Genomic DNA, 18,291 nt, shown 5'->3' with positions numbered 1-18,291 from the left:
GGGTTGAAATAATGAAAAAAAAGGTGATAATTTCTGCTTGTTTACTTGGTGAGTTTTGCCGCTATGATGGAAAAACAAAAGTAGAAGAGGAGATAGTTGAGTATTTTAGGGATTATGAGATAATTCCATTTTGTCCTGAAGCACCACTTTTTGGGACTCCAAGAGAGCGAATAAACGTAGTTGAAATTGAGGCTCACAAATACATAATCACTGATGAAACTAACAAAGACGTAACACAACTTTTGTATGATGAGATTCAAGTTTTTATGCAAAAATATAAAGAGGTAGATGCGATAGTTTTAAAGTCAAAATCACCCTCATGTGGATACAAAACTACACCTATTTTAGATCAAAATAAACAAATGATAAAATTTGAAAACGGGATAGCGGCAGAGTTATTTGAAACCCACTACAAACCCCTAAAAATCAAAGATGAGTTAAATTTTAGGGATTTTTAGATATAATCGCACAATTTTATAAGAAGAGAACTATTTACATGGATATTAGAGAAGAGTTTCTTAAATTTTTTGAAACAAAACATCACGAAAGAATAGCATCTGCACCACTTGTTCCAGATGATGCTACTTTACTTTTTAACAATGCGGGAATGGTACCGTTTAAGTCTATTTTTACAGGGGAAGTTCCACGTCCAGAAAATCCTCGTGCTACGTCATGCCAAACATGTATCCGTGCTGGTGGAAAGCACAATGACTTAGAAAACGTTGGACATACTGCGCGTCACCATACATTTTTTGAGATGCTGGGGAATTTTAGTTTTGGAGATTACTTCAAAGAGGATGCTATAGCGTATGCTTGGGAGTTTATCACAGAAGTATTAGAACTTCCAGTTGAAAAGCTTTGGGTAACTGTACATGATAGTGATGATGAAGCAGAAGCTATCTGGATGAAGTACGTTACAAAAGAGCGAATTATGCGTCTAGGCGATAAAGATAACTTTTGGGCAATGGGCGATACTGGACCATGTGGACCATGTAGTGAAATCTTTTACGATCAAGGTGCTGAGCACTTTAGTGGTCCTGAAGACTACATGGGTGGTGATGGCGATAGATTTTTAGAGATTTGGAACTTAGTGTTTATGCAATACGAAGTGAAAGTTGCAGGTGGAGAGCGTATCCCTTTAGCAAAACCATCGATTGATACTGGTATGGGACTAGAGCGTGTAGTTGCGATCAAAGAGGGTGCACTTAGCAACTACGGATCATCTCTTTTTATGCCACTCATTCGTAAAGTTGAAGAGCTTATAAGTAAGGAGTATGAGTACGCTACTGGTGCTAGTTACCGTGTTATTGCCGATCACATTAGAACAGCGGTATTTTTACTTTCTCAAGGTGTAAACTTCTCAAATGAGGGGCGTGGTTATGTTCTTCGCCGTATCCTTCGTCGTGCCGTCCGTCATGGGTATCTTTTAGGATTTCGTGAGCCGTTTATGTACAAAGTGGTAGATACACTTGTGGGTATCATGAAAGGGCAGTATGAGTATATTGCACAAAAAGCCGAAGTTGTAAAAGAGCAGATAGAGCTTGAAGAAGCAAGATTTTTTAAAACTATTGAGAGTGGAATTGCTCTTTTTGAAAAAGAGCTTGAAGAGACAAAAAATACTTTCTCAGGCGAAGTTGCATTTAAACTTTACGACACCTTTGGTTTCCCACTAGACCTCACAGAAGATATGCTTCGTGAAAAAGGTTTAGGGCTTGATACTGCTAAGTTTGAAGAGTTGATGCATGAGCAACAACAACGCTCAAAAGCTAACTGGAAAGGAAGCGGTGATGATGCAGTTCACGGTGACTTTAAAGCTCTCATTGAAGAGTTTGGAGAAAATGTATTTGTAGGGTATGACTTTACACAACACTCTGGTGAAGTAAAAGCATTACTCAATGAAGAGTTTCACAAAGTAGATACTCTTAAAGCTGGTGAGAGCGGCTGGGTATATCTTGACATTACACCATTTTATGCTGAGAGTGGTGGACAATGTGGAGATAGTGGAGAGCTTGAAGGTTTTGCAAAAGTAAGCGATACAAAAAAATTCTTTGGACTTAACCTCTCAAGTGTAGAAGTGACAAAAGATCTAAGTGTTGGCCATGTAGTAGATGCACATGTAGATATCTCAAGAAATGAGATCACAAAACACCACTCTGCAACACACCTGCTTCATGCAGTGCTTTATGATGTGTTAGGGGATCATATCTCACAAGCGGGTTCACTTGTAGAAGCAGATCGCCTTCGTTTTGACTTCTCACACCCTAAAGCAGTTGAACACAATGAACTAGCAGAGATCGAGCAACGTGTAAATGCTTTGATCGCTCGTGGAATTGAAAGAAAAACTGAAGTGCTTCCAATTGATGAAGCAAAAAAATCGGGTGCAAAAAGCCAGTTTGGTGAGAAGTACGGCGATGAAGTTCGTGTGGTAAGTTTTGAGAAAGCGAGTGTTGAGTTTTGTGGTGGTGTGCATGTTGACAATACTGCAACTATTGGAAGCTTTATCATCACAAAAGAGAGTGGTGTAAGTGCAGGGGTTAGACGTATAGAAGCTGTATGTGGCAAAGCTGCGTATGATCATTTCTGTGAGCAAAGAATGCTACTTAAACGTGTTGAGATGGAAGTGAAAAACCTTGATGTACTTGCGGGTATTAACAGACTTAAATCAAATATCGAAGAGTTAAAACTTGAAGTAAAAGAAGCTCAACAAGCTACTAAAGTTGAGATCAAAGCAAACGAGATTGGCGGTGTAGCAGTTGTGATCGAAGAGCTTCCAAGCGGTGACATCAAAGAGAAAATTGATGAGCTTAAAAACCAAAATGACAAACTTGCAGCGATGCTTTTTCAAGTAAAAGGGGATAAAGTTCTCATAGCTGCTGGTGTAAAAAACTGTGATGCTAAAGCGGGAGATTGGATCAAAAATATCGCTCCGATTTTAGGCGGTGGCGGTGGTGGTCGTCCAGACTTTGCACAAGCTGGTGGAAAAGATGTAACAAAACTACCTGAGGCTAAAGAGGCGTCACTTGCATATATCCAAGGGATTCTTGGATAATGAAAGAGTTTTTAGTAGAGTTTTTTGCAGACTATAGAACAGTTATAGTTTTTTTACATATTGTAAGTGCTGTTGTATGGGTTGGTGGAATGATTGCTATGCGTTTTGCAGCACATCACTCTTTTATGGAACTTGAACCTGCACAAAGATTGCCACGTGTAGCACATGCACTAAAACGTCTTTTTATGATTGTTTCCCCTTTTGTAATTATTTTAATTCTTACAGCGGTAATCATGGCAGTTGGACTTGGATTTCGCGCAGCTGCAGTTGATGCAAGTGGGAATGTAATTGATGAGTATGCATACCATATTTACAACCTTGTACATGTTAAAGAAAGCATTTGGTTATTGATGAGTATCAATTTAGTTGCCATGATAATTCGCCGTAATAAGGCACAAAAACTTTTAGACTCTGGTGATATGGCTGGGGCTAGAAAATCTTTAGAGCTTATTGGAAAATACATGGTTCCAATAAACATCGTTTTAGGGATTATTGCAATCTATTTAGGAGTGACACTTCGAAATGCCTATTAGACTTTGCTCATCTTCACAAACTCGCGCACTACTTTTAAACAATGCTGGGATAAAATTTATCCAAGAGAGTGTTGAGTTTGATGAAGATAGCATTGTGGCAACTTCTCCAAAAAACTTTGTCTACCAAGCAACGATGGGAAAATATGAAGCAAATTTTAAAGCTTTTGGTATAGAAGATTATCCCCTTTTAGTTGCCGATACTGTAGTAACTTCACAAAATAAAATCCTCCGTAAAGCAAAATGTATAGATGATGCTCGTAATATTTTAATGACTCAAAGTGGAAGTATTACAAGCATTATCACTTGTTTGATCTATCACTCAAAAAAGCAAAAGATTGTCGATATCTCTAAAACAGATTATATTTTTGATGAGTTTGATCAAGATCATCTGGATGAGTATTTGACAAGTGGTGAGTGGCGTGGAAAAGCTGGTGCTTGTATGGTAGAGGGATTTTGTAAATCTTACATCAAAGAAGTACGCGGTTTTGAGAGTACTGCTATGGGATTGAGTGTAGAGGTACTTCAAAGTTTTATAAGGAGTTAGGATGATAAGTTTGTATTCAATTATGGCAGCTATTTTGGTAGTTGGTACAGGGTACTACCTTTATGAAAATTTTATATACCGCAAAATGTATTATAAAAAAATCATCGATACTTCATCAAACATCGTGATGATAACAAATCATGAGAAAATTATTGAAGTAAATGCAACATTTTTTCAGTACTTTTCAAAGTGTATGAATTTAAAAGAATTCTTAGAAAAATATTCTTGTCTTTGTGACTTTTTTGAAATAGAAGAGGGATATTTAGGTTCTAATTTAGAGGGTAAAACATGGATAGAGTATCTTTATGCCAACAACGGTGTAAAGCATAAAGTAAAAATGAATATATATGGGCACAAGTACTATTTTTTAGTCTCTGCTTCACTTATAGACCCAAAACGTAAAGTATATGGACTCATTTTTTCAGATATCTCAGAACAAGAACAAACGAAAAAAGCACTTGAGCTTTTAACACTTAATGATGCATTGACAAATATAGGAAATCGTCGTTATTTTGACCAAAAACTAGAAGAACATATCACCTTAACACAACGATATAAATACCCTTTCTCATTTTTGATATTTGATATAGATTTTTTCAAAAAAATCAATGATATGTATGGGCATGATGTTGGAGATAAAGTTCTCATTGAGTTCACAACTCTCATAAAAGAAAATTTACGTCAAGCAGATATTTTTGCAAGAATTGGTGGAGAAGAGTTTGCAGTCTTACTCCCTGCAACAACGAATGATAAAGCATATACTTTAGCTCAAAAATTAAGAACTTTAATAGAAGAGGCAAAAGGGACTACTCAAATTACAACGAGTATAGGTTTGATACAGTATGAAAAAGGTGATGATCCAAAGACAATGTTCCAACGTGCAGATTTTGCATTATATAAAGCAAAAGAGACAGGACGAAACAAAGTTGTTCTTGGATGAGGTTTGTATAGATGCATATATTTAACAATAAAAAAGTATATCTTTTACTAATTGTTTTTATACTTATCGGCATCTCGTTTTCACTCTATTATTTTAACTATGTGAGTGAGAAAAAAAATAGTATGCAGATGTTAAACTATGAACGTCAAGCGCAAAGTATGCAAGCTCGAATTGCACAAATGATTTATGAAAAACAAAGAGCTACTACTGCGATAGGTTTAGTTTTAGTACAAGATAGAGATTTGATAAATAGTTTGAAGTATGCAAAAATTAATGATAGTTTTTATAAAAATTTAACAAAAAAACTAAGAGAAAACACCGAGTATAAAAATATTTGGGTCAATATCATCGATAATAAACTTACTTCTGTATATAGAAGCTGGACAGATAAAAAGGGGGATACGCTAAAAGGTCTAAGAGAAGATGTGATTGAGGTAATAAAAACTCAAAAAATATCTTACACAATTAGTTCTGGTAAATATAGTGTTGCCATCAAAGCACTTATCCCAATTTTAGAAGAGGACAAAATTGTTGGTGTTTTAGAGATTATTTCACATTTTAACTCTATAGCCCTTTCAATGAAAGATATGCAAATAGACTCTGTTGTTATACTAAACAAAGAAGATTCTAAAAAACTACAATTTGCATTTACGGGAAATTTTCTTGATGGATATTATATTGCCAATTTTGATGCACCAAAAGATAAGTTAGAGTATCTACAAAAAAAAGGGATAGAGAACTATTTTAATACTGGATATAAAATTGAAAATGGTTGTTTGATTACTGCTTTTCCATTGATCTCTTTTGATGGTAAAGTACTTGGGTATTATATAATGTTTAAGTATTTGAACAATATCTCAAGTACTGATGAAGACTTTTTTGTTTTTAAATTAACTGCGATGGGATTTATAGTTATTTTTGTTTTAGCAATTATCTTCAATATAGGTCTTGTATATATTTTAGCAAGACAAAAATCTTATATAAAAAATATTATAGATTCTTCAACAAATATTGTTATTATCAACGATAAAAGACGAATTTTGGATGTTAATAGAGCTTTTTTTACATACTTTTCAAAAGAAAAAAATTTAGATGAATTTCAAGAAAAATACCAGTGTGTAGGTGATCTTTTTGTAGAGGAAGAGGGGTATGTTCCAAAATATATAGATGGTGAAATTTGGATCGATCATCTTTTACGAAATCCAGAAGAAAACAATAAAGTTAAAATTAGCTACGATGGAAAACTGTATTATTTTACAATCAACGTTTCACTGATATTGCCTGAAAAAGGTTATTATAGTGTTGTTTTCTCTGATATAACAAAAGAGGAGATGTATAAATTAGAACTAGAAAAATTGACTATTACAGATACACTAACGGGTATAGGAAATAGACGTTTTTATAATCTTAAAATAGAGGAAAATATCTCCACTGCAAAACGATATAAATTTCCTTTATCTTTGATAATCATGGATATAGATTATTTTAAACAAGTCAATGATAAATATGGTCATGGTGTTGGAGATAATGTACTTGTTGAGTACTCACAACTTATTTCGTCAATGATTCGTGGAGCTGATGTTTTTTGTAGAATTGGTGGAGAGGAGTTTGTTCTTATCGTTCCACATACAGATTTGAAAAATGCAACTCTTTTTGCAGAAAAGATAAGAAAAAAAGTCTCTGAAGCGAAAATTGTTTTACCAATTACTTTTAGTTTTGGTGTTACAGAATATATCTTGGGTGAAGACGCCGATCATATCTTGACTAGAGCAGATGAAGCACTCTACATTGCAAAACAAAATGGTAGAGATCAAGTAGTGAGCAAATGAGTTTTTATGAAAATGAAATAAAAGCGTTAAAAAAATCTGGACGCTATCGCACTCGCGAAGTTCTCAATTATGAGATAAAAGATTTTGCTTCAAATGATTATTTGGGACTCTCTCACAATAAAGAGCTGCATAAACAAACATGTTTGACTTTAGAAAAATTAGATGTCAATAGCCCAAAAGCATCTTTGTTAGTGAATGGATACCATCAAATACATAAAGATTTTGAAGATGCACTTTGTAGCGTGAATGGATTTGAAGCTGGAGTTGTTTTAGGGAGTGGTTTTAATGCAAACATAGCTCTGATTGAATCATTAGTACGTAAAGGCGATAAGTTATTTATGGATGAACTCTATCATGCATCAGGTGTCCTTGCAAGTAATTTAGAAGATGTAGATGTAACTTTTTTTAAACATAATGATATGACACAGCTAGGGGAGTTACTCAAAAATTCAAATGCAAAAAGAAACATTATAGCCGTTGAGGGGATATACTCTATGGATGGGGATTTGTGTGCAAAAGAGGTATTTACATTAGCTGATAAATATAATGCAATATTGATTGTTGATGAGGCACACAGTAGTGGAGTTGTAGGTGAAAACCTTATGGGAGTGTATGATCTTTATAACATAGAGGTTAAACCTAATCATATAAAAATGGGTACACTTGGAAAAGCGTACGGAAGTTTTGGTGCGTATATACTCTCATCTTCTCATATCAATGAGTATCTTATAAACCGTGCAAAGCCGATAATTTATGCAACTTCACTCTCTTTATACGATACACTTTTGGGTCATAATGCACTGCAATATATTTTAAAAAACAAAGAGTTTTTAAAACAAGAGATACAAAAACGCCAAAGAATCATAAAAGAGGCATTTGGTTTAGATATAGCTGGTCTCATAGCACCAATTGTTATAGGTGATAATCGAAAAGTTATAGATATAAAAGAGAAATTTATTACTCAAAGTTACAATATAGGTGCTATACGTCAGCCAACAGTTGAACGTGCTATCTTAAGAGTGATAGCCAGAGTTGGCGAGAGTTGCGAAGATTTACAAAAAGTTTGTGAGCTGATTAAAAGTGAGGTCAATTTTGAAGATTAAAAAATTGGCAATAGAGTATAAAGAAAAAAATTTAGTTGATATCGCTTTTACTATAAACAACTCTTTAGCACTTGTTGGACAAAGTGGAAGTGGAAAAAGTTTAACTCTCAAAGCACTTTTAGATATGTTGCCTAGTGGAATGGGGCTTGAGATAGAGGTTGATAGTGAAATTCAAATTGGTAAAGGTGGAGATGTAGCTTTAGTTGTACAAAACCCTTTTACTGCACTCTCTCCGCTTACTAAGATAAAAAAACAGTTCTTTGTTTCACAGGAGAGGATAGAAAAACTTTTTGATGAGCTTGGGCTTGATCTTTCACTCTTAGATCGCTTCCCTCCAGAGCTTTCAGGTGGACAGCTTCAACGTGTGGTAATCGCTATTGCACTCTCACATAAACCAAAACTATTGTTGCTTGATGAGCCAACAACTGCACTCGACCCACAAACAAGAGTGACAATTTTGGAGCTTTTAAAAGAGTTACAAAAAAAAGAGGATTTTAAGATGTTGTTTGTAACACACGATATAGCATCTGCACAAAATTTGTGTGATGATATTTGTGTTATCAAGTTTGGAAAGTTAATTGAATGTGGTACAATGAGTGAGGTCGTTAATAACCCTCAAAATGAATATACAAAAACATTAATCGAAGCAAATTTTGCAAATAGGGAATATAGAAAATGATAAAAAAGATAATTATTACACTTTTTATTTTAGGAGTTTTATCACCATTTATACTCTTTGGTTTTTACTACATCAAGTTTGATTATGATGTCTCTCAATTAGTTGATTATAAACCATCTGTAACTACTCGAATTTATGATAAAAATGGTGAAAAAATCGCAAATATTTTTGAAAAAGAACACAGATATTATGCACCTTTTGATGAGATTCCTCCACGTGTTGTTGAAGCACTTGTAGCTATCGAAGATACTACTTTTTTTGAACATCCAGGAGTCAATGTAGATGCGATTTTTCGTGCAGCACTTAAAGTAGTAAAAGCTGGACATGCAGTTGAGGGAGCAAGTACCATCACTCAACAACTTGTGAAAAATGTACTCCTAACACGTGAGAAAAAAATCTCTCGTAAAATAAAAGAAGCTATCTATGCTATAAAAATAGAAAATGTTTTAACTAAAGAGCAAATTTTAGAGCGTTATTTAAATGAGATATATTATGGGCATGGCTATTATGGGATAAAAACAGCAGCAGATGGATATTTTCATAAAAAACTCAGTGAGCTTACACTTAAAGAGATTGCTATTTTAGTAGGACTTCCTAAGGCACCATCAACATATGCACCAACAAAAAACTATGAGATATCTATGGGACGTGCAAATAGAGTAATTACTAGGATGCATGTACTTGGTTGGATTGATGATGATACATATAATAAAGCTTTGGCACAGACACCAACAGTATATGATGATACATTGACACAAAACAAAGCACCTTTTATTGTTGATGAAGTTGCACGTCGTATGCGTGCAATGGGGATAGAAGATTTTAGAACTGGTGGATACGAGATATATACGTCTATTGATTTAAAACTTCAAGATGCAGCGAGAGATTCACTCAAATACGCCTATGATCTCTTTTTAAAACGTGTTGAAAAGTATAAAGAAAAAGAGGCAAAGATTACAAACTTAGATACAGAATCATTACTTGCGAAAGATATTAATATTACTAAAATCAATGGTGCAATAGTCTCAATAGATTCTGGTACTGGGGATATCGTGGCAATGGTTGGTTCAGTAGATTATCAAACTTCATCGTATAATCGTGCTACACAAGGTCGTCGCCAACCTGGCTCTGCTTTTAAGCCATTTATCTATCAAGTAGCTATCAACCTTGGATACTCAGGTGCAACTGAGCTTGTAGATATTGCTAAAACATATGACTATGAAAAAGATGGCGAAGAGATGAAATGGCAGCCTAAAAACTATGAGAAAAATTATACTGGGCTTATTCCTCTTCGTGAGGCACTTGTGCACTCAAGAAATTTAGCAACGATCAATCTTGTAAACGATATTGGTCTCCCGCAATTGATATCTGAGCTTAAAAAGTTTAATATTAAAGATATCCCACATGATCTTTCAATCTCACTTGGGACAATGTCTCTCTCACCTGTTGAATTGGCACAGTACTATACATCTTTTTCAAATTATGGTACACAGGTACAAACACATCTTATAAACTCAATTTATAAAGATGAACAAGCAATCTATGAAAAAGAGATAAAACCTCAAGAGGTAAGTCCAGCATCACAGGCATTTATAATGACTACAATTCTTCGCGATGTTGTACAACGTGGTACAGGTAGAGGAGCAAAAGTAAGAGGTATAGAATTAGCTGGGAAAACAGGAACGACTAATAGCAATGTTGATGGTTGGTTTGCTGGGTATTCTCCAACACTTGAAACAGTTGTATGGTTTGGAAATGATGACAATACACCAATGTACAAAAGAGAAACAGGTGGTAGGATAGCAGCTCCAGCTTTTTCATATTTTTATAGACAAGTACTGAAATATTATCCACAAATCAAAAGACATTTTGATGTTCCAGAGGGTGTTCGTGAAGTTACCATTAATGGAGAAAAAGAGTACTTTAGTGATATCTCTAAAGCACCAAAAGCAGAATCGCATCCAGATGCAGGGGAGGAGTTGTTATTTTGATGAGAATTGTTTTTTTATTTTCCTTGTTGGTTGTAGTCTTAAATGGGGATGTGTTCTCTAAAGGCAAGGCAAACCTAGGTCTTTATGTCGGTGGTGCACAAAGTTTTGGATACTCATATACGATTATTGGTGTAAGTGGAGAGTATTATGTCGCTGACAATTTATCTCTTGGTGGAATGTATAGAAATTGGTCTGGTTCAGGACCAACACAAAATGAGGTATCTTTATACTCAAACTATTTTCTGCCTGTAGATAAAAGATTTAAGCCATATGTTGGTGCATTTGGTCGTAAAACATATATAGATAGTCCTGTTATTGATGATTTTGGCTCTTATGGTTTTCGTGGGGGGTTAAGCATTATAACTAGCAATAACTCTTATATCTCTCTTGGATATGCTATAGAGTATTTTGATAGTTGTGTAGAATCTGAGGATTGTTATAGATCGTATCCAGAACTCAGTGCGGGTATCTCTTTTTAAAAGAGAGGGGGCAGAACTTACTTGTCGTAAGTTCTGTTAAGTGCACAGAAAAGTGCTTTGATCGTAGCTATTGTGATGTCGCTGTTACGTCCAACACCAAAGCAAGAGAATTTATCTTTTGTTTTGATCTCGATGTATGCGATAGCTTTTGCCGAGCTTTTATCTCCGCAAGAGTGCTCAGAGTAAGACTTGATCGCAAACTCGTTTTTGTACTCTTTCATTAAAGCATCTTTACATGCATCGATTGGACCATTACCAGTACCATCAGATGTAATTTCTTTACCATTATATTCATACGTTAAAGTACAGTTTGCAATCTTATTTTTTGTAGTTGAACTAAAGTCTATGAACTTAATATGCTCCTGTACTTCAAAATATTCTGCTTTAAATACACCAAAAATCTCTTCGCCTGAGAGTTCACGTCCCTCTACATCACTAAGTCTTTGAACAGCACGACCGATCTCAGGGTGCATCGCTTTTGGCAATTGATAACCATAATTTTGCTCTAAAATGTATGCTACACCACCTTTACCAGATTGTGAATTTATACGGATGATCGACTCATACGTACGTCCAACATCTGCTGGATCGATCGGTAAATATGGCACTTCCCAAAACGGTTGCTCTTTAGCTTGTTGGTATGCCAAACCTTTGTTGATCGCATCTTGGTGTGAACCTGAAAACGCAGTATATACAAGATCGCCTACATATGGATGGCGTGGATGTGTTGGTAACTCAGTTACACGCTCAACCACTTCAACTACTTTGTTTACATCTGAGAAGTCTAAACCACTCTCGATCCCTTGCGTTGTCATGTTAAGTGCCAATGTAATGATGTCCACATTTCCTGTACGCTCACCGTTACTTAAAAGTGTCCCCTCAACTCTGTCTGCTCCCGCAAGTAATGCCAACTCAGTTGCAGCGATTGAAGTACCTCTATCGTTATGTGTATGTGTTGAGATTAACACATGCTCACGGTTGTCAAGGTGTTTACTCATCCACTCGATCTGATCAGCATATATGTTTGGTGTCGCCATCTCTACCGTTGCTGGTAAGTTGATGATCACTGGACGATCAGCTGAAATGCCCCAACGCGCAGTTACTGCATTTGAGATGCGTGCTGCAAACTCTAACTCAGTTCCTGTAAAACTCTCTGGGCTATACTCCAAAAAGATTTTGCCATCATGTTGTGCTTCGTATTTTTTAACTAGATCAACACCTTCTAACGCTAATGCTACGATCTCATCTTGGCTTTTATCAAAAACTATTTTTCTTTGCGCTACAGAAGTAGAGTTGTAAAGATGCACAGTTGCTTTTTTTACACCGCGTAACGCTTCAAAAGTTTTCTCTATAAGATGCTCTCTAGCTTGTACTAGCACTTGGACAGTTACATCATCAGGGATAAGTTTGTCATCTACTAATCTACGTAAAAAGTCAAATTCTACCTTTGATGCAGATGGAAATCCAACTTCGATCTCCTTAAATCCAAGTTTGAGTAAGAGTGTAAAAAGTTCAAGTTTTTTCTCCATGTTCATAGGGTTGATTAACGCTTGATTTCCATCACGTAAATCTACACTACACCACACTGGAGCTTTTGTAATTGCATTATTTGGCCATTGTCTATCTGGCAAATCTATCTTAGGGTAGGGCTGGTATTTGCCCGTAGGGATATGTTTCATAACATTTCCTTTAAACTTGAAATTTTTAATAAGACACTCTTACACATCTTATTAATTGCGGAATTATAGCGAAATTAAGGTTAGAATTTTTTTGTAGGAAAGTTATAAACTGAATTTTTTAAGTAAAGTATCCCGCGCTACAGTGATCTCTATAAATTTTTCATGTGAGCCACCAAGATCGGGATGTACTTTTTTGCTGAGTTTTCTGTATGCGGTTTTTATCTGATTTGCTTCAAGAATGCCTTCAAGTGGTAAACACAAAAGCTCTCTATGCTCTTTGTCGTTGTAGTGTCTTTGTTGATTGTATCGGCGGATGTTTTCAAAGTGTTCTTGTTGTATTTTTTGTTGTTTGATGAAGGCTTGTTGTAAGAGTGTTTTACGCTCTTTTTTCCATTTCTCTACCGACATTACCATACACTCTGCAAAACTGATTGTACTATCTGATATAAGCTCATCTAAGTTAAATGGTCCTACCATCTCATAAGGCTCTTCTAGCCAAGCAGTTGTTTTTCCATTTTCAACTTTGAACTCACCTATCGTGACAATATCGTGCACACCTAAGCTTCCATTGAAAATGATAAACTCCTCCTCCATTGTATTAGCCTTTCATAAGAGAAAAAAGTTGCAAGGTGTTTTTAGTCGCTTCTAAAGTGATGCTTTGTTCTGATCGAAACATTGCATGAGAGATTTTCTCAACCGTAGTATAGACTTCATCAAACTCATGTTTTGGATAGTTACTTTGCAGGGCAATTTTTTGCATAGAGAGTTTGTTTAACTCATCTTTGTCAAACAGATCAATACTGCTAGGGCTGATACTTACAAAAAAGTTCTCCAAGTCCTCATGGCTTTTTGTAGCATTTAAGATGATCCCTTTATGTGCCCCTAATGCTTCATAAAATGTTTCGTCCAAGTGTGCCTCTTCGATCATCACTACACGATCTTCGATCTGTTCAAGTTCTTTAGCAGAAGATATTACGACACCTACACATTTGTTGCAGCTATTTTCTAAAAGCTCTGTTGGTACAGTATAAAAGATATTGTTATGTTCGTTTGAAAGCTCTTGTACCTCTTCGAGAGAATCTATACTTTTAGGATGCAAAACAAACATCTGCACAATAGTTTCTTCCATAATATCTTCAATATTGTCAATGAATGCATCATCATACGCACTCACGTGTACATCGACTGTCATCTATTTTCCTTTGGTTTTGTGAACGTTTGAGTTGTCCGAGATTTTTGAAAAAGCAGCCGTCTCTGTACTCTTTTGGATCAAAATTACCAAAATGTTCTTGCATCAAATTAATATCTTCTTCGCGTACTTTATACTCTGTTTTACAACGGTGGCAATATAGGACTTGCATACTCATGCATTTTACTATGCAAGTATTGTTCGTTTCGCCTCTTGATACCCAAGCTCAAAAAGTGCATCGAAGTTTTTTAATGAGAGGATTGAGTAGTCTGTGATCTCTGGAGATTCTATAAAATACTCACATACCTCTTTAGCTTTTTGTACATTTTTTTGCATACTTGATACTATTAATCTTTTAAGATATGAAAAGAGATTGAAAGTAGCTACATTGTTCACGAAAGGGTGGAGATTTACCCCTAAAATAGGTGTATTTAAGTTTATAAGTGGGGCTACTGGGATGTGGTTAAATACGCCACCATCAACGTAAGTTTTTTCATCTATTTTCACAGCTTTAAAAAAAGGTACAAGGGCTGAAGATGCTTGACAAAGCTGATAAATATCTCCAGTATAAAAAACTCTTTCTTGTGCCTCATCAAGATCAACTGCAGTGATGTAAAGGGGGATGTTAAGCTCATTCATATTTGTAATTGGAACAAGTTTTTTCAATATTTCAGCCTCTATATCTATGTTAAAAATAGACTCTTTAAACCAGTTGAATTTAAAAAGTTTTTTTACCTCTTTAGACTTTAATATTTCGAGTTGCTCTTTTGGCGAAACTCCTGCTGCATAACTCGCAGCTATGATTGAGCCGATTGATGTAGCTGCGATAGCCTTAACTTTTATGTTTTGTTCATCTAAGTAATGCAGTACACCTAAATGATACGCCCCGCGTGCACCTCCACCTGAAAGGCAAAGTGCAACTTCTTTTATCTCTCTAGCCAATGTATAACCTCAAAACTTCCATCAAAATTTTCTGCTACAAATGTGCAGGACTCTACCCAATCACCACAGTTTAAATACTCTATATCATTAATCATTTTTGCTTCAGCTTTGTGTATATGTCCACAAATAACACCATGATAGCCTTGTTTTGAAGCATGATTTGAAAGAATCCCTTCAAAGTCGGTTATAAAACTCACAGAGCTTTTGACATTATCTTTGACATATTTTGAAAGTGACCAATGTTTTTGGATACGCAAAAGCTTACGAAATTTATTGAGAATATGGTTGAGATACAGTACAAAATCATACCCGACATCCCCTAAAAGGGCGAGCCATTTTTTTGTCATAGTTATAGAGTCAAAAAAATCACCATGAGTGATAAGATACTTTTTGCCATTTATAGCACTATAGTCAACCTCATTAATGATTTTGAGATTTTCACCCATAAGTAAAGGTGCAAATGGACGTAAAAATTCATCATGATTTCCAGTGATAAAAAATACTTGTGTCCCTTTTCTAGCTTTTCTAAGTACTTTTTGAATCACATCAGAGTGAGATTGTTCCCATTTAAACTTTCGCTTAATAGCCCAACCATCAATAATATCACCGACAAAAAAGAGGTTTTCACATTCTGTATCGCGCAGAAGTTCTAAAAAATGTTCAGCTTGTGAAAAGCGAGTACCTAGATGAATGTCTGAGACAAAAATTGACTTGTAGTTCATGTCGGAAGTTTAAGTCAAAAGTATTACGAAATTATTACATAAGGAGACATTTAGATAACATGGGGAACTTTTAGCTCGAACATTGCCCCATTATGAGTGTTTTTAACACTTAAAATACCACCAAGTTTTTGGGCGATTTGTGTGCTCATATATAGTCCTATACCTGTGCCTTTTCCCTCTGGTTTTGTGGTGATTTCAGGTTTGAAAATATCGTTGATAATATGTTCAGGAATACCACCTGCGTTATCTGTTATTGTAAGATAAGTAAATTTTTTATCTTTTGTAAAGTCAAGGATGATTTCGCGCTTTTCAATGTTACGTTCATTAAAAGCGTCTTTAGCATTATTTATAATGTTTAAAACAAGGTGTTTAAACTCATTCTCATTTCCATAAATCAGTATCTCATGTTCAGGAACAATACGAAGTGTGATGTTATTTTTCACAAATTCATCTTTTACCAAAAGAGTGACACTTTGGGTGGAGCGTTTGATGCCAAATGTTTCTTCTTTCTTTTTTGGTCTAAAAAAGTTTCTAAACTCACGCAAAGTTGTAACCATATGATCGATTTGTACCTGCATATCTTGGCGCATCTCTTTGAGTGATTCTAATGTTAAATCGCCAGATTCATAATCTGAAACTAAAAGATCACCCATCATAGAGAGTGCATTAAGAGGTTGCTTCCATTGATGTGCTACTGCATCCATCATCTCACCCATTGCTGCCATCTTTGCTTGTTGTTCAAAACGTTTATGGTTCGCCTCACTTTTTTGTACTTCGAGTTCTACTCTTTGAGCAAGTTCATAGTTGAGTTTATCAAGTTCATCTTGTCTTGCATTGTAACGGTCTAAGAAGATTTCAAGAAGTATGTCTAGATCAGCACGGTGAGTTGAATGAGCACTCTCTTTAACAGCATTCAAGAGTTCAGAAGTGTTTAAGTGAGCATATTCACCTTTTGGGTTTTTACGTCTTGTTATAACAATATCATCTTGTTTGCTAAATGGATTGTCGTTCATAGTGTAGATTATAACCTAATTTATTTTTGAAAAAAAGTAAAAAAAAGAGAAAAAGTTTTGAGGAAGTATCTACACCTTTTGGTGCAGATACTAAGCAACTAGCATTGGTAAGTTGTTTTAAACTCGTATGCAGTTGGACGACCTTCATCTGGCCATACATCACGCTCGAATTTGTACTCTTGGTACGCATCGATAAATGTTTTAGAAAATACTGGTTTTAAGAAGTCGTTATCAGCGATTAGACCTTCAAGTGCTTCACGTAATGTGTGTGGCATTTGAGGGATACCTTTCTCACGAATTTCACCTAAAGAAAGTTCAAATAGATCTTCATCCATTGGACCAACAGGAACAGTTTTGTTTTGGATACCATCAAGACCAGCCATCATCATAGCAGCAAATGCTAAGTAAGGACATGCAGTACTATCTGGGAATCTCATCTCGATACGAGTAGCTTTTTCACCAGCACCGTAAGGGATACGACAAGATGCTGAACGGTTTTGAGAAGAGTAAGTTAAGATACTTGGAGCCTCGAAACCTGGTAAAAGTCTTTTGTATGAGTTTGTTGAAGCATTTGTAAATGCAGCAACTGCAGCAGCATGTTTAAAGATACCACCAGCATAGTGTAAAGCCATCTCAGAAAGGTTACCGTACTCACCCTCTTTGTAGAATAAGTTTTTACCATCTTTCCATAATGATTGGTGTGTATGCATACCATTACCATTGTCACCGTAAAGTGGTTTTGGCATAAATGTAGCAGTTTTGCCGTTAAGGTGAGCTACCATTTTTACAACATATTTATATTTTTGAACGTTATCAGCTGCACCGATGATGTCAGAGAAAACGATACCGATTTCACCTTGAGCTTGAGCAACTTCGTGGTGACCAAGAACAACTTCAAGACCAACTTGCTCTAGTACTTGCATCATCTCAGCACGTAAGTCAACCATTGAGTCAGTTGGTTGTACTGGGAAGTAACCACCTTTAGTTCCTGGGCGGTGAGCAGTATTGTACATATCTTCATAGTCAGTATTTGAGTTCCACTCACCCTCTTCAGAATCTACTTTATAACCAGCTTCGTTGATGTTGTCGATGAATTTTACATCATCAAAGATGAAGAACTCATTCTCTGGACCAAAGTAAGCAGCATCAGCAATACCTAATTCATCAGCATGTGCAAGTGCTTTTTTAGCGATAGAACGTGGACATTTTTCGTATAGTTCACCTTTGTAGATATCGTAAACATCACAGAAAACGATGATAGTTGGATCAGCAGTAAAAGGATCTAAGAACGCAGTTGGAACATCAGCTTTTAAAAGCATATCTGAACGGTTGATTGGCTGCCAAGCTTCGATTGACGAACCATCAAATGGAAAACCATTTATTAAGTTTCCTTCATTTACGGCGCTCATTCTATATGTAAGGTGATGCCATGCACCTTTGATGTCTGTAAAACGTAAGTCTACGAATTGTACATCATTCTCTTCACAAAAAGTGAAAAACTCTTCAATGTTATTAACAAATTTACCCATTTAACATTCTCCTAAAAATTTATCTCCTGATAGTATAGCTGATTTTCGACCAAAGCTCTAGGGTTTTTTT

General features: G+C 35.6%; 18 protein-coding genes. 10 read left to right on the top strand and 8 right to left on the bottom strand.

All coding sequences use genetic code 11. The features are described 5' to 3' along the window. The first annotated feature begins 11 nt into the window (after window positions 1-11). The 10 genes from ACQY56_RS03680 to ACQY56_RS03635 are packed head-to-tail and all read left to right on the top strand — an operon-like array spanning window position 12 to window position 11,147. Window positions 12-458 (top strand): DUF523 domain-containing protein, encoded by a 447-nt coding sequence (locus ACQY56_RS03680; protein ID WP_428738992.1) that lies wholly within the window; start codon window positions 12-14, stop codon window positions 456-458. Between the two features lie 38 nt (window positions 459-496). Continuing rightward, window positions 497-3,049 (top strand): alanine--tRNA ligase, encoded by a 2,553-nt coding sequence (gene alaS, locus ACQY56_RS03675; protein WP_428738993.1) that lies wholly within the window; start codon window positions 497-499, stop codon window positions 3,047-3,049. Continuing rightward, a complete protein-coding gene (locus ACQY56_RS03670) occupies window positions 3,049-3,582 on the top strand; it encodes a hypothetical protein (protein ID WP_428738994.1) in 534 nt (177 codons plus the stop codon). The genes alaS and ACQY56_RS03670 overlap by 1 nt, the downstream gene beginning before the upstream one ends. Continuing rightward, on the top strand, window positions 3,572-4,126 hold the full coding sequence (maf, locus tag ACQY56_RS03665; RefSeq protein WP_428738995.1) for a septum formation inhibitor Maf: 555 nt from the start codon (window positions 3,572-3,574) through the stop codon (window positions 4,124-4,126). Before ACQY56_RS03670 ends, maf begins: the two co-directional genes overlap by 11 nt. Before the next feature lies 1 nt (window position 4,127). After that, complete coding sequence (locus ACQY56_RS03660; RefSeq protein ID WP_428738996.1) at window positions 4,128-5,066, top strand: GGDEF domain-containing protein; 939 nt, start codon at window positions 4,128-4,130, stop codon at window positions 5,064-5,066. An 11-nt stretch (window positions 5,067-5,077) separates the two neighbouring features. Continuing rightward, window positions 5,078-6,895, top strand: coding sequence for a diguanylate cyclase (locus ACQY56_RS03655; RefSeq protein ID WP_428738997.1), 1,818 nt, complete (start codon window positions 5,078-5,080; stop codon window positions 6,893-6,895). Continuing rightward, window positions 6,892-7,998, top strand: a complete 1,107-nt coding sequence (locus ACQY56_RS03650) for an aminotransferase class I/II-fold pyridoxal phosphate-dependent enzyme (protein WP_428738998.1) — start codon at window positions 6,892-6,894, stop codon at window positions 7,996-7,998. Before ACQY56_RS03655 ends, ACQY56_RS03650 begins: the two co-directional genes overlap by 4 nt. Beyond that, window positions 7,988-8,677 carry an ABC transporter ATP-binding protein gene (locus ACQY56_RS03645; RefSeq protein ID WP_428738999.1) on the top strand — a complete coding sequence of 230 codons (690 nt, stop codon included), beginning with the start codon at window positions 7,988-7,990 and terminating at the stop codon, window positions 8,675-8,677. The genes ACQY56_RS03650 and ACQY56_RS03645 overlap by 11 nt, the downstream gene beginning before the upstream one ends. Then, window positions 8,674-10,668 (top strand): penicillin-binding protein 1A, encoded by a 1,995-nt coding sequence (locus ACQY56_RS03640; protein WP_428739000.1) that lies wholly within the window; start codon window positions 8,674-8,676, stop codon window positions 10,666-10,668. Before ACQY56_RS03645 ends, ACQY56_RS03640 begins: the two co-directional genes overlap by 4 nt. After that, window positions 10,668-11,147, top strand: coding sequence for a hypothetical protein (locus ACQY56_RS03635; protein WP_428739771.1), 480 nt, complete (start codon window positions 10,668-10,670; stop codon window positions 11,145-11,147). The genes ACQY56_RS03640 and ACQY56_RS03635 overlap by 1 nt, the downstream gene beginning before the upstream one ends. A gap of 17 nt (window positions 11,148-11,164) precedes the next feature. Here ACQY56_RS03635 and leuA read toward each other — a convergent pair whose 3' ends face one another. The 8 genes from leuA to glnA form a co-directional block, all read right to left on the bottom strand. Further along, window positions 11,165-12,826 (bottom strand): 2-isopropylmalate synthase, encoded by a 1,662-nt coding sequence (gene leuA, locus ACQY56_RS03630; RefSeq protein WP_428739002.1) that lies wholly within the window; start codon window positions 12,824-12,826, stop codon window positions 11,165-11,167. A gap of 102 nt (window positions 12,827-12,928) precedes the next feature. Beyond that, the gene (locus ACQY56_RS03625) at window positions 12,929-13,420 is read right to left on the bottom strand and encodes a J domain-containing protein (protein WP_428739003.1); all 492 of its coding nucleotides are present in this window, start codon (window positions 13,418-13,420) and stop codon (window positions 12,929-12,931) included. A 4-nt stretch (window positions 13,421-13,424) separates the two neighbouring features. After that, window positions 13,425-14,018 (bottom strand): hypothetical protein, encoded by a 594-nt coding sequence (locus ACQY56_RS03620; protein WP_428739004.1) that lies wholly within the window; start codon window positions 14,016-14,018, stop codon window positions 13,425-13,427. Further along, a complete protein-coding gene (locus ACQY56_RS03615) occupies window positions 13,987-14,193 on the bottom strand; it encodes a hypothetical protein (RefSeq protein WP_428743723.1) in 207 nt (68 codons plus the stop codon). The genes ACQY56_RS03620 and ACQY56_RS03615 overlap by 32 nt, the downstream gene beginning before the upstream one ends. Window positions 14,194-14,201: 8 nt before the next feature. Beyond that, window positions 14,202-14,957, bottom strand: coding sequence for a patatin-like phospholipase family protein (locus tag ACQY56_RS03610; RefSeq protein WP_428739005.1), 756 nt, complete (start codon window positions 14,955-14,957; stop codon window positions 14,202-14,204). Beyond that, complete coding sequence (locus tag ACQY56_RS03605; protein ID WP_428739006.1) at window positions 14,942-15,679, bottom strand: UDP-2,3-diacylglucosamine diphosphatase; 738 nt, start codon at window positions 15,677-15,679, stop codon at window positions 14,942-14,944. The genes ACQY56_RS03610 and ACQY56_RS03605 overlap by 16 nt, the downstream gene beginning before the upstream one ends. Before the next feature lie 50 nt (window positions 15,680-15,729). Next, window positions 15,730-16,692 (bottom strand): sensor histidine kinase, encoded by a 963-nt coding sequence (locus tag ACQY56_RS03600; protein ID WP_428739007.1) that lies wholly within the window; start codon window positions 16,690-16,692, stop codon window positions 15,730-15,732. Window positions 16,693-16,790: 98 nt separating this feature from the next. Next, window positions 16,791-18,221 (bottom strand): type I glutamate--ammonia ligase, encoded by a 1,431-nt coding sequence (gene glnA / locus ACQY56_RS03595; RefSeq protein WP_428739008.1) that lies wholly within the window; start codon window positions 18,219-18,221, stop codon window positions 16,791-16,793. Between the last annotated feature and the right edge of the window lie 70 nt (window positions 18,222-18,291).

Source organism: Sulfurimonas sp. (assembly GCF_050296975.1).
Lineage (GTDB): Bacteria > Campylobacterota > Campylobacteria > Campylobacterales > Sulfurimonadaceae > Sulfurimonas.
This window is presented reverse-complemented; position numbering and strand designations above follow the sequence as displayed.

Coding starts and splice junctions, on each gene's coding strand:
- ACQY56_RS03620 (WP_428739004.1), bottom strand. CDS start 14,018: ATGACAGTCGATGTACACGTGAGTGCGTATGATGATGCATTCATTGAC.
- ACQY56_RS03635 (WP_428739771.1), top strand. CDS start 10,668: ATGAGAATTGTTTTTTTATTTTCCTTGTTGGTTGTAGTCTTAAATGGG.
- alaS (WP_428738993.1), top strand. CDS start 497: ATGGATATTAGAGAAGAGTTTCTTAAATTTTTTGAAACAAAACATCAC.
- ACQY56_RS03625 (WP_428739003.1), bottom strand. CDS start 13,420: ATGGAGGAGGAGTTTATCATTTTCAATGGAAGCTTAGGTGTGCACGAT.
- glnA (WP_428739008.1), bottom strand. CDS start 18,221: ATGGGTAAATTTGTTAATAACATTGAAGAGTTTTTCACTTTTTGTGAA.
- ACQY56_RS03670 (WP_428738994.1), top strand. CDS start 3,049: ATGAAAGAGTTTTTAGTAGAGTTTTTTGCAGACTATAGAACAGTTATA.
- ACQY56_RS03680 (WP_428738992.1), top strand. CDS start 12: ATGAAAAAAAAGGTGATAATTTCTGCTTGTTTACTTGGTGAGTTTTGC.
- ACQY56_RS03615 (WP_428743723.1), bottom strand. CDS start 14,193: ATGAGTATGCAAGTCCTATATTGCCACCGTTGTAAAACAGAGTATAAA.
- maf (WP_428738995.1), top strand. CDS start 3,572: ATGCCTATTAGACTTTGCTCATCTTCACAAACTCGCGCACTACTTTTA.
- ACQY56_RS03660 (WP_428738996.1), top strand. CDS start 4,128: ATGATAAGTTTGTATTCAATTATGGCAGCTATTTTGGTAGTTGGTACA.
- ACQY56_RS03655 (WP_428738997.1), top strand. CDS start 5,078: ATGCATATATTTAACAATAAAAAAGTATATCTTTTACTAATTGTTTTT.
- ACQY56_RS03605 (WP_428739006.1), bottom strand. CDS start 15,679: ATGAACTACAAGTCAATTTTTGTCTCAGACATTCATCTAGGTACTCGC.
- ACQY56_RS03640 (WP_428739000.1), top strand. CDS start 8,674: ATGATAAAAAAGATAATTATTACACTTTTTATTTTAGGAGTTTTATCA.
- leuA (WP_428739002.1), bottom strand. CDS start 12,826: ATGAAACATATCCCTACGGGCAAATACCAGCCCTACCCTAAGATAGAT.
- ACQY56_RS03650 (WP_428738998.1), top strand. CDS start 6,892: ATGAGTTTTTATGAAAATGAAATAAAAGCGTTAAAAAAATCTGGACGC.
- ACQY56_RS03600 (WP_428739007.1), bottom strand. CDS start 16,692: ATGAACGACAATCCATTTAGCAAACAAGATGATATTGTTATAACAAGA.